The organism is Bradyrhizobium sp. I71 (assembly GCF_022354745.1).
Taxonomy (GTDB): domain Bacteria; phylum Pseudomonadota; class Alphaproteobacteria; order Rhizobiales; family Xanthobacteraceae; genus Bradyrhizobium; species Bradyrhizobium liaoningense.
In genome coordinates, this window is sequence record NZ_CP059398.1 from 6,402,920 (window position 1) to 6,416,608 (window position 13,689).

Here is a 13,689-nt window from a genome sequence, read left to right on the forward strand (position 1 = left end):
AGGTCGCGTTTTGCGGCGAGATGTCAGACCCTCATGGTGAGGAGCCCGCCAAAGCGGGCGTCTCGAACCATGCGGGCCGAGTTCGTCCGTCACTCTCCCACTGTCATATGCGATAGCCCCAACTTACCACGGGTCACTCGGAAACAGTCTTGAGCGAATTCCTCCAGCATCTGATCAACATGCTCGTGCTCGGCGGCACCTATGCGCTGCTGGGCATCGGGCTGACCTTGATCTTCGGCATCATGAACGTCGTGAACTTCACGCATGGCGTGCTGTACACGTTCGGCGCATACATCATGTTCATCGTGGTGCAGCAGCTCGGGCTAAACTTCTTTCTCGCGCTGCCCGTGGCCGTGCTGGCCGGATGGCTGCTGGGTGCGGCCATCGAATTGACCTTGCTGCGACCGCTGCGCGGCTCTGACATCGACACCACCATGCTGGTGATGATCGGCGCCTGGATCGCGATGCAGTCCGGCACGCTGTGGATCTGGGGCGGGGTCGCCAAATCGGTGACGACGCCGTTTCCCGAGGCGCCGCTGGTGCTCGGACCGGTGTCGGTGTCCTGGCTCCGCCTGTTCGTGCTCGCCGCCGCGGCGCTTCTGATCCTGGTGACGTATCTGCTGATCAACAAGACAAGCCTCGGACGCGCGATGCGCGCGACGTTCCAGGATCACGACACGGCCTCGCTGATGGGGGTCAACGTGGACATGATCTACACCTCGACCTTCGCGATCGGATCGAGCCTTGCGGCCGCGGCGGGCGCGCTGCTCGGGCCGGTCTACGTCATCTTCCCTCAGATGGGAGACCTCGCCGCGGTCAAGGCCTTCGCCATCGTCATCCTCGGCGGCCTCGGCAACATCACCGGCGCCGTGATCGGCGGCTTCATCCTCGCCCTGGCCGAGGAGCTGGGCGCCGGCTACGTCTCGTCGGGCTACCGCGACGCCATGGGCTTTGTCATCATCATCGCCGTGCTGATCTTCCGGCCGACCGGCCTGTTCGCGCGTGCGGAGCGGGTCGGATGAAAGCGATCGTCACCATTCTTGCCGTCGCAGCTCTCGCCTCGGTGCCGCTCTGGCTGCGCGATCCCTATCTTCTCAACGCCCTGATCACGACCGGCATCTTCGTCATCGGCGCGATGAGCCTTAATCTGCTGCTCGGCTTCACCGGCCAGCTCAGCCTCGGCCACATCGCCTTCTTCGGCATCGGCGCTTATGTCAGCGCGCTGACCTCGCTCGGCTTCGACGTCGGCCTGCCCGGAGGCTTTCGGCTGGTTCACACGCCCTGGCCGCCGATCATAGGCTTCGTACTGGCGATCCTGATTGCAGGATTGTGCGGCTATTTCGTCGGCCTGTTGTCGTTCCGGGTCCGCGGCGCTTATTTCGTCATCGTGACGATCTCCTTTGCCGAGGTGGTCCGGTTGGTCGCGCTGAACTGGGTCGAACTGACACAGGGCCCGCTGGCGTTGACCAACATCCCCTCCATCGCGTTGCCCTTGCCGGGCGTCGGCGAATTGACGCTGCGCACCAAGCTGCAGAACTACTATCTCGTGCTGGTCGTCGCGCTCATCGCCTATCTCCTGATCGCGCGCCTCGTTCATTCCCATTTCGGCCGCTCCATGCGTGGTCTGATGGAAAACGAGACGCTGGCCGTCTCCGTCGGCATCGACGTGACCAGGACCTTGACGATCGCAGCCGTGATCTCGGCTGCCATCGCAGGCGCGGCCGGCAGCCTCTATGCCCATTATATCAGGATCATCGACCCCGAAGTGTTCGCCTTCATCAACACCGTCACCATGGTGATCATGGTCATCACCGGCGGCAAAGGCTCCCTGGCCGGACCCGTCGTCGGCGGACTCATCTTCGGGCTGCTGCCGGTCGCGCTCCGTCCGGTGATGGCGCCGGAAGCGCAATGGATTGCCTATGGCGGCGTGCTGATCGCCATCCTCTTCGTGCTGCCGCGCGGGATCGTGCCGTCGCTCGCACTGCGTTTGGCAGGGCGGCGGCGCCGGTCGCCTGCGCCGGCGACCCTCACGGAGACCGCTGCCAAGGAGCCGGCGTGATGACGGCGCGCAGTATTGCCATGACCATCGACCAGGTCGCTGTCCGCTTCGGGGGGCTGGTTGCGATATCCGACATGAGTTTCACCGTGGGCGAGGGCGAGATCGTCAGCCTGATCGGACCGAACGGTGCCGGCAAGACCACCGCCTTCAACGTCATGACCGGCTTCCTGACGCCGAGCGCCGGCCGCGTGACCTATCGCGACACTGCGCTCGCCGGTTTGAAACCGCACGAGATTGCCGATCTCGGCTTGATCCGCACCTTCCAGCGCACCAGCGTTTTCCCCAACGACACCGTCTACGACAATCTGCTGATCGGCCTGCATCGACAGGGCCGGGTGCGGCTGCTCGACGCCATCCTTGGCCTGCCGGGCGCCCGCGCCTCGGAGCGCAAGCTGCGGCAGCGGGCCAGCGAGCTGCTTGAATGGGTCGGGCTGGAGCGGCGCGCGCATGATGCCGCGGGCTCTCTGTCCTACGGCGAGCAGCGTCTCGTCGGTGTCGCGCTGGCGCTTGCCGCGGAGCCGTCGATGCTGCTGCTCGACGAGCCGGTCTCCGGCATGAACGCCTCGGAGACCCATCGCTTCGTTGAATTGATCCGCAGCATCCGCGACCGCGGCATCACCATCCTCCTGGTCGAGCACGACATGCCCATGGTGATGACGGTCTCCGACCGCATCGTCGTGCTCAACTATGGCCGCATCATCGCGGAAGGGACGCCCGACGTCATCCGCAACGACCCTGCGGTCATCGAAGCCTATCTCGGACATGGAGCGGGACGTGCTTGAGATCCGCGAGATGGTTTGTGGCTATGGCGGCGTCACCGCGCTGCGCGGCATCTCGCTGGACGTGAAGGCCGGCCAGCTGGTCGCGCTGATCGGTGCCAACGGCGCCGGCAAGAGCACGACGCTGCGCGCGATCTCCGGCCTCGTGCCGCCACGCTCGGGCCAGATGCGGTTCGAGGGCATCGACATCACCGGGGCGAGGCCCCCGCGCGTGCTGGCGAGCGGAATCGCGCATTGTCCGGAAGGGCGGCGCGTGTTTCCGCACATGAGCGTTGAGGAGAATCTCGACATGGGGGCTTACCTCCGTCGTGGTTCGGGCGAGATTGCGGCCGACCGCGACCGCATCTATGCGGAATTCCCGCGGCTCGCCGAGCGGCGCCGGCAGGCGGCGGGGACACTGTCCGGTGGCGAGCAGCAGATGCTTGCGATCGGGCGCGCGCTGATGTCGCGACCGCGGCTGATCATGTTCGACGAGCCATCGCTCGGGCTCGCGCCCAACATCGTCGAGCGCACCTTTGCCATCATCCGCGGTATCCGCGATGCCGGCACCACGGTGCTGCTGGTCGAGCAGAACGCCTTCGCCGCGCTCGAGATGTGCGACCATGCTTATCTGCTCGAGAACGGCCGTATCGTGCTGTCCGGAGCCGGCTCCGAGCTGATCGCGAACGAGCATGTGCGCAAGGCCTATCTCGGTGGGTGATGGGGCCGGCTGGACTCCGGTCTGCGATCTCGACCGGCTGAAGGCGGAAGCGATCGTCCGCGTCGCCGCGCGCGACCTGATCGTGATCTGGAACGAAGGCAACGTTGTCGCCTGCGAACGGGCGTGCCCGCACGAACAGGCCGATTTGGCTCAAGGGCAGGTGGCGGCGGGGCGGCTGCGTTGCCCCCGCCATGCGGCATCATTCGATTTGAGCAACGGTGCAATCACCGCGGGATGGCCGAGCCGGCCACTGCGGCTCTATCCGGTGCGGATCACGGGCGGGCAAGTCTGGATCGAGATGCAGGAGCGGCAGCCGGGGCGATGATGGCATCATGCCCCTGTTTTGCCCGACAAGTCAAAGCGGTGGCGGCGTCGTTCTGCCTTCAAGAATTTGCATTTGAAAACAACGGCATCTCTACTGTGCATGGGGTTGTTTTCGCACTTTTTAGTCCAGCAACCGCCGAGCGGCGTCGACCAGCATGCCGTCCGGCCGGCGCAGCGCCTCGAGAATGGTGAAATGGTCGGCGCCTTCGACCGAGATGAGCTTGCCCGGTGCCTGCGCCGCCGCGCGCTTCTCGTAGAAATCGATTGAATCGTTCACGAGAGCCGGCAGCTCGCTGCTGCCATAGGCAATGTCGAGCCGCTTCTGCGTCACCGGCAGGCGGAGCGGCGACAGCGTGGCGATTTCCTCATCCGTCAGCTTCAGCGCGTTGTTCAGCCCGGTATCGCGGATCGGCGCGAGATCATAGACGCCCGATATCGCCAGCCCCGCGTGGACACGCGGATGATCGAGCGCCATTGCGACGAGATGGGCACCGGCGGACCAGCCCGACAGCACGACCGGCCCGGCGACGCCATGGGCCGCGCCATGTGCGGCAAGCCAGTCGAGTGCGCGCGGGATCTCGCCGACGATATCGGTCAGCGACACCTCGGGCGCCAGTGAATAGCCGGGGATGGCAACCGACCAGCCATGTGCAGCGACGCCTTCGACCAGCATGGCGAACAATTCGCGCGAATTGCGCTGCCAATAGCCGCCGTGCAGAAACACCAGGCAGGGCGCATCCGGCTTGGCGGCGGGGTAGAGGTCGATCTTGTTGTTGGCCCGCTCGCCATAGGGCAGGTCGAGGTGGGACTTCAGCGTGCCCCGCAGCCGGCTGGAGGCGTCGTTGCGCTCGGCGATCAGGGCCGCGCTGTTCTTGACCGCCGCGTTGTTGTCATAGGCGGCATTGCGTTCTGCCTGCGACAGCTCGGACCATTTCCCGCGGGGGTCGAGCGACCGAATCGTCGAACGCGCGTTCTCAGCCATGAAACTCTCCGTTGCGGCCCTGGACGACACTCTTGTCGATTTGGACCGGCCAGTCACCCTCTATTGAGCTGTTGGATCAACCGTGTCCAGCCTTGGACAAGACGGCTCGGCCTGCCGGCTGCGGGGCAGGTCGGGCGCGCAACACCCGGGAACATTTGGTCATGGGGCTACCCCGTGCTTTTACATTTTGTCGTACCTGCGGCTGCAGCTATGTCGGAGCGAGCTTGTCAGCTCGAGTTTATTCTGCTCAGTGTCCGTCCAAACCGTGCATGCGATCCACGCATGCATGCATCGACTAAAGTCGACAATCAGTGAGGAAACATTATGCGTAGACTGATTTTGGCCGCCGCCGTGATCGCCCCGATGCTCGGCCATGCGGCATGGGCGGAGGATACCGTCAAGATCGGCTACATCGATCCACTCTCCGGTGGCGGCGCCAGCGTGGGTGAGGGGGGCCTGAAGACATTCCAGTACCTGGCTGACGAGCTCAACGCCAAGGGCGGCATCCTGGGCCGCAAAGTCGAGATCGTGCCCTTCGACAACAAGACCAATCCGCAGGAGGCCCTGGTGCAGGCCCAGAAGGCGATCGACGCCGGGGTTCGCTACATCACACAGGGCAATGGCTCGTCCGTCGGCCTGGCGCTGGAGGATTTCGTCACGAAGTACAACACGCGCAATCCCGGCAAGGAAGTGCTCTACTTCAACTATGCTGCCGTCGATCCGGCCATGACCAACGAGAAGTGCAGCTACTGGCATTTCCGCTGGGATGCCAGCTCCGACATCAAGATGGAGGCGCTGACGAACTACATCAAGGACGTCGCTTCGATCAAGAAGGTGTACCTGATCAACCAGGACTATTCGTTTGGTCAGTCGGTGCGCAGCGATGCGCGCAAGATGTTGATGGCGAAGCGGCCTGATGTCCAGATTGTCGGCGACGAACTGCATCCGCTGCTGAAGGTCACGGACTTCTCGCCCTACATCGCCAAGATCAAGGCTTCCGGTGCTGACAGCGTCATCACGGGCAACTGGGGTCAGGACATCGCGCTGCTGCTCAAGGCCGCCGCTGATGCTGGTCTGAAGGTCAATTGGTACACTTACTATGCCGGTGGCGCCGGTGGGCCGACCGCGATCAAGCAGACGGGTCTCGACCATCAGGTATTCCAGCTGACGGAAGGTTTTGCCAATTCGGCCCACCAGCCTGCGATGGATTACGAGAAGGCCTTCCGTGCCAAGGTCAACATGTCGCTTTGGTATCCCCGTGCGGTCAACGAGATGCGCATGTTCAAGGCCGCGGCCGAGAAGGCCAACTCGGTTGAGCCCGTGAAGGTGGCGGCGGCGCTCGAGGACCTGAAGTTCGAGGTCCTGGATGGTGGTACCGGCTTCATGCGCAAGGACGACCATCAGTTCTTCCAGCCGATCTACATCTCCTCCTTCGGCAAGCTTGCCGCGAACGAGCCGTTCGACGAGGAGAACACCGGCTGGGGCTGGCATCTGGTCAGCAAGGTCGATACCCCGCAGGCCATGGTCACCACCACCTGCAAGATGACGCGACCGTAAGGGCCATACACGCCGCCTGCCCGCGGCACTCTCGTCGCGGGCAGGTGGCGGCCGAAATGCTTCCTGGATGGAAACCGGGGCCCTGCCTCGGATAGTTCACGAGTACGCTGTGCTAGAACTCATTGTCATTTCGACCCTGAACGGTGTGCTGTTCGGCATGCTGCTGTTTCTGCTGTCGAGCGGGCTGACGGTCATCTTCAGCATGATGGGCGTGCTGAACTTCGCCCATGCCAGCTTCTACATGCTCGGTGCCTTCTTCGGCTTTCAATTGACGAAATGGATCGGGTTCTGGCCGGCTTTCGTGCTCGCCCCGCTTCTGGTCGGCGCGATCGGGATGTCGGTCGAGCGCTACGGACTGCGCAACACGCACAAGCATGGCCATGTCGCGGAATTGCTGCTGACCTTTGGCCTCGCATTCGCGATCGAAGAGATCGTCGCAATGATCTGGGGCAGGAGCCCGGTCGACTATCGCGTGCCGGCGCTGCTTGACTTCCCAGCCTTCACGATCTTCTCCACCAATTATCCCGCCTACAAGATCTTCATGCTCGCAGTATCGGTGGTCATCTTCGTCGCGCTCTTGCTGGTGCTGCGGCGTACCAGGGTCGGCCTGATCGTGCAGGCGGCGCTGACGCATCCTCACATGGTCGGGCACCTCGGCCACAATGTGGGGCGCGTGTTCATGGTGGTGTTTGGTGTGGGCAGCGCGCTCGCAGGCCTTGCCGGTGTCATTGCGGGACCGGCGCTGGTGACGCAGTCCGACATGGCGGCCGCGCTCGGGCCGATCCTGTTCGTGGTCATCGTGTTCGGCGGCCTCGGCTCCTTGCCCGGCGCCTTCGTCGCCTCGCTCGTCATTGGCCTGGTGCAGACTTTTGCAGTGGCGTTGAATGGCTCGCTGGCCAGCGTCTTCGGTCCGCTCGATTCAGCGGGGGGACCTTCCGCTCTTTCCGACATCTGGAACGTCACAATCGCACAGGTCGCGCCGATCATTCCTTATCTTCTGCTGGTCATCATCCTGATCGTTCGCCCCATGGGCCTGATGGGGACGCGCGAATCATGACGACGGCAACGACATCGGTATCGGGACCCGCAGCGAACGCGGCCGGCGAGAACCTGCGCTTCTACGGCGTCTGGCTGGCCGGCGTGGTCGTCCTCATCGTGCTGCCGCTGGTGTTCTCGTCCGGCGGCTCCCTCACGTCCTTCAGCCTGATCGGGATCGCGATCGTGTTCGCGCTCTCTTACAATATCCTGCTTGGACAGACCGGATTGTTGTCGTTCGGCCATGCCGTGCACTACGGTCTCGGCGGCTTCACGGCCTGCCATGTGATGAACGCGATCGTTTCCCACGGCTGGCCGATCCCGCTTCCGTTCATCCCATTGTTCGGCGGCCTCGGCGGCCTCGGGTTCGCCATCCTCGTCGGCTGGCTCATGACCAAGCGTGCCGGCACCGTGTTCGCCATGATCTCGCTGGGCATCGGCGAGCTGGTGGCGTCTTCGTCTCTGATCCTCCGGTCGGTCTTCGGCGGCGAAGCCGGCATCACGACGGACCGCACAGCGCTGCCGCGCATGTTCGGCTGGACCTTCGGGCCGCAGATCCAGGTCTATTATCTGATCGCGTTCTGGCTGGTGGTCTCGGCGATCGCGATGTACGCACTGACCCGAACCCCGCTGGGGCGGATTAGCAATGCCGTCCGTGACAATCCCGAACGCGTCCAGTTTATCGGCTACGATCCTCACGTGGTTCGTTATCTCGCCTATTGCTTTGCAGGATTCTTCGCCGGCATCGCCGGGGGGCTTGCCGCGATCAGCTTCGAGATCGCGAATTCGGCCTATCTCGGCGCGATCCAATCCGGCCTGGTGCTGTTCGCAACCTTCATCGGCGGTACCGCCTATTTCTTCGGACCCATTCTCGGCGCGATCCTGGTGACCTATCTGCAGCTCGGGCTGACCAGCGTCACCAGCGTCTGGCAGCTCTATTTCGGCATCATCTTCATCGGCATCGTGATGTTCGCGCCCGGCGGCATCGCCGGACTCGTCATGATGCACCGGCCGCTCCTTCGCGCCGGAACGTTATGGACGGTGATTCCGTCCTATCTCGTCGCGATCGTGCCGACCGTGGCGCTCGGTTGCGGCGTCATTCTGGTGATCGAGACGATCGCGCGTCATTCCGGCGGGGAGGCCAATGCGATCAACCTGTTCGGCATCGCCTTCAATCCCAAGTCGCCAACCACCTGGATTGCCGCAGCGGTTCTCGTGGCCGGTGGCTTCGTCATCGCGCGATTGACGTGGCGGCGGGTTGGCGAAGCATGGGATCGGGCGGCCACGGTCGCGCGCGAGCGGGGGTATCTGGCATGACTGCAGCCATCGAAGTCCGCGCCGTCGAGAAGCGCTTCGGCAACGTTGGCATCATTCGCGACCTGAACCTCAGCATCGCGCAGGGCGAACGGCACGCCATCATCGGTCCGAACGGCGCGGGGAAGTCGACGACGTTCAATCTGATCAGTGGGCATATCAAGCCGACTTCGGGCGAGGTCCGGCTCAATGGCGACGTGATCTCCGGCCTGCAGCCGTTCGAGATCAACCGGCGGGGGCTGTCGCGCTCGTTCCAGGTCACCAACGTGTTCGCCCGCATGACGGTCTGGGAAAACGTCCGCTGCGCGGTGCTGTGGGCCACCGGGCATCGCTACGCGTTCTGGAAGAACGTGGACAGCCTGCCCGAGGTGCGCGAGCGGACGGCGCGGATTCTCGAAGACATTCACCTCACGCACCGCCGCGACGTCCCGGCCGGCCTGTTGACATATGCCGAGCAGCGCGAGCTGGAGATCGGCATCACGATCGCAGGGGGCGCTACCGTCGTCATGCTCGATGAGCCGACCGCTGGAATGAGCCACGCCGAGACGGAGCGTGCGGTGTCGTTGATCCGGCGCCTGACCGAAGGGCGAACGCTGGTCATCGTCGAACACGACATGAGCGTCGTGTTTGGCCTTGCCGACCGCATTTCGGTGCTGGTTTACGGTCATATCATCGCCTCGGGCACTCCCGAGGAGATCAGGCGTGATCCGAAGGTCAGGGAAGCCTATCTTGGCGAGGAGGCACACTGATGCTCGAAGTCAGGAACCTCCACGCCTATTACGGCAAGAGCCACATTCTCCAGGGCGTTGATCTCGACGTCGCCGCCGGCGAAGTGGTGAGCCTGCTCGGCCGCAACGGTGTCGGGCGTTCGACCACGGTCAAGGCGATCATGGGCGAGGTCGTTCCGCAGGGCACGATCCGCTTCAAGGGCAAGGACATTGCGGGCCTGCCGAGCTACAAGATCGCGCGCCTCGGGCTCGGCTACGTTCCCGAGCATCGCGATATCTTTCCGAGCTTGACGGTGCGACAGAATCTTCTGCTCGGCATCAAGGACACGCGACGACCGGGCAAATGGCGGCTGCAGGACATGCTCGACATGTTTCCCAACCTCGCCGCGCGCGCCGACGCGCCTGCTGGGGTCCTCTCCGGCGGCGAGAAGCAGATGTTGACGACATGCCGCACGTTGATGGGCGATCCTGATCTCATCATGATCGACGAGCCGACTGAGGGTCTCGCGCCGCTGATCGTGCAACAGGTGGGAGATCTCATCGTCCGCATCGCGCAAGCCGGGGTCGCGATCCTGCTCGTCGAGCAGAAGCTATCGATCGCGATGCGCATCTCGAAGCGCGTCTACATCATGGGACACGGTCGCGTGGTTTTTGAAGGCACGCCGGACGAACTGAGGGCGAACGCGGCGGTTCGCCAGGAGTGGCTCGAGGTTTGAACTTATTGTGAGACGGACCGTTCAACGGGTGCAACAGCGCACACGTCCCGAGTTCGGCTGTAGCTCTCGCAATCCATAGACCTTCGGAATTTGATGATGGCAGCTCCCTACGTTCCTCAAATGGCCCTGTATCGTCAATGGCTCGGGGATACGCGCGGCCTTGTCTTCTCGAGCTACGAAGAGATGCGGCAATGGTCGGTGCGCGATCTCGACGGGTTCTGGCACAGCATTTGGGACTATTACGATCTGCAATCGCCGACGCCGTTTGCCGCGGTGATTACCGAGCGCAGAATGCCAAATGCGGTGTGGTTTCCCGGCGCGCAGGTGAATTACGCCAGGCAGGTGTTCCGGCATGTCGCGGCGGCAGACGCAGCCGGGCTGCCCGCCATCGTCAGCGGCGGTGAGGACGGCAGTCTCAGGGAGACGAGCTGGCCGGAGCTGCGGCGCAAGGCAGCGGCGCTCGCGCTCGATCTGAAGGACAAGGGCGTGCGCCCCGGCGACCGCGTCGCAGCCTATCTGCCGAACATCCCCGAGACCATCGTTGCGTTCCTGGCGACAGCCAGCATCGGTGCAATCTGGAGCGTCTGTGCGCCCGACATGGCGGCGCCCGCGGTGATCGACCGCTTCAAGCAGATCGAACCGAAGGTGCTGATCGCCTGCGATTCCGTGACTTATGCCGGACGGCGGCATGACCGTCGCGACGTCGTCGGCGAGCTCAGGCGGTCGCTGCCGACCGTCGAGCACGTTATCCTGCACGGCGAAGCCGGCGCAGCTGCCGCACCGGACGCGCTGCTCTCCGACATTCTCGCCAGAACGGGCGCGGCAATCGATGCCTTCGAGCCGATCTGGCTGCCGTTCGATCATCCGCTCTGGGTCGTCTATTCCAGCGGCACGACCGGCCTGCCGAAGCCGATCGTACACGGCCATGGCGGCATCATCATCGTGGTGCTCGCGCTTCTGGGGCTGCACAACGACATCGGCTGTTCCTATCACCAGAATTCCTTCGGTGAGCGTTATCACTGGTACAGCTCGACCGGCTGGATCATGTGGAACAGCCAGGTCGGCGGCCTGCTCAGCGGGACCACCTGCTGCATCTTCGACGGCAGCCCGGCCGGCGCGAAGGACAAGCCGGACTGGACCACGCTGTGGCGCTTCGTCGCGCAATCGAAGTCGACCTTCTTCGGGGCAGGCGCGGCGTTCTTCGCGAACTGCGCCAAGGCCGAGATCGACCTTGCTGCCGCCGGCGATCTTTCGCAACTGCGTTGCCTCGGCTCGACCGGCTCGCCCCTCAGCGCCGACACGCAAGCCTGGTTCAACGCGCGCTTCGCTGCGTTGTCGAAGACGAACGGCAGCAAGGCGCAGGCCGACATCTGGTGGGCCAACATTTCCGGCGGGACCGATTTCGCCGGCGCCTTCATCGGCGGCAACCGCGAGCTGCCGCAGACGCCGGGCGCCATGCAGTGCCGGCTGCTGGGCGCGGCCGTGGAGGCCTTCAACGAACAGGGGCGCGCCGTCATCGACGAGGTCGGCGAGCTCGTCTGTACTGAGCCGATGCCGTCGATGCCGCTCTATTTCTGGAATGACGAGGGTGAGGCGCGCTATCGCGCGAGCTATTTCGAAACCTATCCGGACAATTTCGACGGCAGCGGGCGCGGTCCGGCGTGGCGGCACGGCGACTGGCTCAAGGTCAATCCGGATGGCTCCTGTATCATCTATGGCCGCAGTGATGCCACCATCAACCGGCACGGCCTGCGCATGGGTACGAGCGAGCTCTATTCCGCAATCGAGTCGCTGCCCGAGGTGCTCGACTCCCTCGTCGTGGATCTCGAATATCTCGGCCGCGACAGTTACATGCCGCTGTTCGTTGTGTTGCGCGACGGCATTGCGCTCGATGCGGCGATGCAGGCGAAGATCAACAAGGCGATCGAATCCAGCCTGTCACGGCGCTTTCTGCCGAACGAAATTTTCGCCGTCGCCGAGATTCCGCGGACGCTGTCCGGCAAGAAGCAGGAGCTGCCGATCAAGAAGCTGCTGCTCGGCCAGTCCGTGGAGAAGGTCATCAACAGGGAGGCGATGGCCAATCCCGGCTGTCTGGATTGGTATCTCGATTTCGCAGCGATGCACCTGAAGAAGGTCGAAGGAGCGGCTTGACCGCGATGGACACGGCATCTGCCGTCCGACCACTGCGCAGGGCGGGCTGAGGAGTGGCTCCACCCGTAGGCTGCTGTGCGGTCTTCTTCGCGCGCACAGTTCGATCGATCCGGGCCGCGAGCTTGCGTGGTCCGGACCGATCAGCGTCGTGCGCGCGGACCTAGCTGCAGCTCAGCGGCAAGGGTTGGGCCGGATGCAGCTCGTACCAGTCATAGCAATCCGGATAGCCGTAGAATCCATATCCGGACCGGAAGCGGTCAAAACGGTGAAACGCGTGCTGCCGGAAGCCGCCGGTTGCGACATGATGGCCGAAGCCGAGGTGCTCGCCGCCGAATCGGGCTCCGCCACCGAATCCGCCGCCATGTCCCATGCCGCCGAAATGCGCACCGCCGCCAAAGCCCATATGTCCGCCGCCGAATCCGCCACCGCCAAAGCCGCCGTGGCCACCGCCACCGCCAAAGCCGCCGTGGCCACCGCCACCGCCGCCGCCATGTGCCTCGGCCGTTCCGATCGCCAGCGCGGAGGCGAGCGCCGCTGTCGCCATGATCATCAATGCTCGTTTCATGAGGGACTCCTTTCGTGTCCGGATGCCCGGCGGACGATGCCGTCGCTTTCAGCCTCGTGCCGTCGGCAAGCCCTGTCGTGAAGGGAAGATAGGAAGGTCGCGCGGCAATCCCACTGAATTCGATTTCAGGAGCGGGGCGCTGCGCTTCGGCGAGGTGATCGGCCGGCGCGTCGACCGGGCGTGGGCGGGGTCAACGTCAGGCTCGACCCCATCGTGAAAGGCGGCGGCCGAGCGAGGGACCCGCCCGGCCGCCGCGACGTCGTCGGGATCAGAAGCTGCCGGTGCCCGGCTCACAGGGAACGTTGTTGCCGGTCCACGGCGCCGTCGCAAACGCGCCGACACGCGGCGCTGGAACGCAGGCGCGGCCGACCTGATAGTCCGACCCGTACGATGCAACCGGATCGGCTTGCATGGCGGATGGCCGGGCGCCTTCATGACGCTCCCGCGCCATGGCGGGGCCACCGAGCATGGCGACTGCGATCAGTCCGGTCGACAAGAGCTTGAGAGTGGTCATTTGGCTTCTCCTTTGATGACAGCTGGCAGTCCAAGCCGGCCTGCGGAGGAGGTGCGGACGAGCGCGCGCCGACAAAACGCACGAATTGCTCACCGGCGTTCAATGGGCCGTGATCCCGGCCTTGCCGACAAGCACGATCGTGCAAACTCGCAACGTCGCCGATTTCGGCGGTAACAGCAGCCTCGCTGAGGACATAACTGTTGCAACATCCCGCTGCATGGAGATGAGCCATGACCACTGCGACAGCACATTCGATCGCCTTCGC

Annotated in this window: 14 protein-coding genes; 11 read left to right on the forward strand and 3 right to left on the reverse strand. The window is 64.1% G+C overall.

Annotation, left to right across the window (positions count from 1 at the left end):
* Positions 1-149: 149 nt before the first annotated feature.
* From FJV43_RS30550 to FJV43_RS30570, 5 genes are read left to right on the forward strand one after another with little or no spacing between them, the layout of a single operon-like run.
* A complete protein-coding gene (locus FJV43_RS30550; RefSeq protein ID WP_239622730.1) occupies positions 150-1,022 on the forward strand; it encodes a branched-chain amino acid ABC transporter permease in 873 nt (290 codons plus the stop codon).
* Complete coding sequence (locus tag FJV43_RS30555; protein ID WP_239622731.1) at positions 1,019-2,059, forward strand: branched-chain amino acid ABC transporter permease; 1,041 nt, start codon at positions 1,019-1,021, stop codon at positions 2,057-2,059. Before FJV43_RS30550 ends, FJV43_RS30555 begins: the two co-directional genes overlap by 4 nt.
* Entirely contained in the window at positions 2,059-2,841 is a 783-nt protein-coding gene (locus FJV43_RS30560) for an ABC transporter ATP-binding protein (RefSeq protein ID WP_239622732.1), read from the forward strand. The genes FJV43_RS30555 and FJV43_RS30560 overlap by 1 nt, the downstream gene beginning before the upstream one ends.
* Positions 2,834-3,538, forward strand: a complete 705-nt coding sequence (locus FJV43_RS30565; protein ID WP_165936011.1) for an ABC transporter ATP-binding protein — start codon at positions 2,834-2,836, stop codon at positions 3,536-3,538. The genes FJV43_RS30560 and FJV43_RS30565 overlap by 8 nt, the downstream gene beginning before the upstream one ends.
* Positions 3,531-3,863: a Rieske (2Fe-2S) protein gene (locus tag FJV43_RS30570; protein ID WP_345946107.1), complete on the forward strand. Its 333-nt coding sequence runs from the start codon at positions 3,531-3,533 to the stop codon at positions 3,861-3,863. The genes FJV43_RS30565 and FJV43_RS30570 overlap by 8 nt, the downstream gene beginning before the upstream one ends.
* A 120-nt stretch (positions 3,864-3,983) precedes the next feature.
* Here FJV43_RS30570 and FJV43_RS30575 read toward each other — a convergent pair whose 3' ends face one another.
* Positions 3,984-4,844 carry an alpha/beta hydrolase gene (locus tag FJV43_RS30575; protein ID WP_239622734.1) on the reverse strand — a complete coding sequence of 287 codons (861 nt, stop codon included), beginning with the start codon at positions 4,842-4,844 and terminating at the stop codon, positions 3,984-3,986.
* A 324-nt stretch (positions 4,845-5,168) separates the two neighbouring features.
* Between FJV43_RS30575 and FJV43_RS30580 the strand changes: the two genes are divergently transcribed.
* The 6 genes from FJV43_RS30580 to FJV43_RS30605 all read left to right on the forward strand — a co-directional run bounded on the left by FJV43_RS30580 (position 5,169) and on the right by FJV43_RS30605 (position 12,345).
* Entirely contained in the window at positions 5,169-6,401 is a 1,233-nt protein-coding gene (locus FJV43_RS30580; protein WP_239622735.1) for a branched-chain amino acid ABC transporter substrate-binding protein, read from the forward strand.
* Positions 6,402-6,510: 109 nt separating this feature from the next.
* Entirely contained in the window at positions 6,511-7,458 is a 948-nt protein-coding gene (locus FJV43_RS30585; RefSeq protein ID WP_239622736.1) for a branched-chain amino acid ABC transporter permease, read from the forward strand.
* A complete protein-coding gene (locus tag FJV43_RS30590) occupies positions 7,455-8,753 on the forward strand; it encodes a branched-chain amino acid ABC transporter permease (RefSeq protein ID WP_239622737.1) in 1,299 nt (432 codons plus the stop codon). Before FJV43_RS30585 ends, FJV43_RS30590 begins: the two co-directional genes overlap by 4 nt.
* Complete coding sequence (locus tag FJV43_RS30595) at positions 8,750-9,499, forward strand: ABC transporter ATP-binding protein (protein WP_028181856.1); 750 nt, start codon at positions 8,750-8,752, stop codon at positions 9,497-9,499. Before FJV43_RS30590 ends, FJV43_RS30595 begins: the two co-directional genes overlap by 4 nt.
* Positions 9,499-10,194 (forward strand): ABC transporter ATP-binding protein, encoded by a 696-nt coding sequence (locus FJV43_RS30600; protein WP_239622738.1) that lies wholly within the window; start codon positions 9,499-9,501, stop codon positions 10,192-10,194. The genes FJV43_RS30595 and FJV43_RS30600 overlap by 1 nt, the downstream gene beginning before the upstream one ends.
* A 96-nt stretch (positions 10,195-10,290) precedes the next feature.
* Entirely contained in the window at positions 10,291-12,345 is a 2,055-nt protein-coding gene (locus FJV43_RS30605; protein ID WP_239622739.1) for an acetoacetate--CoA ligase, read from the forward strand.
* A gap of 160 nt (positions 12,346-12,505) precedes the next feature.
* Here FJV43_RS30605 and FJV43_RS30610 read toward each other — a convergent pair whose 3' ends face one another.
* Together FJV43_RS30610 and FJV43_RS30615 are read right to left on the reverse strand one after the other, a co-directional pair.
* Positions 12,506-12,910 (reverse strand): hypothetical protein, encoded by a 405-nt coding sequence (locus tag FJV43_RS30610; protein ID WP_239622740.1) that lies wholly within the window; start codon positions 12,908-12,910, stop codon positions 12,506-12,508.
* A 268-nt stretch (positions 12,911-13,178) separates the two neighbouring features.
* On the reverse strand, positions 13,179-13,424 hold the full coding sequence (locus FJV43_RS30615; protein ID WP_239622741.1) for a hypothetical protein: 246 nt from the start codon (positions 13,422-13,424) through the stop codon (positions 13,179-13,181).
* Positions 13,425-13,689: the final 265 nt, after the last annotated feature.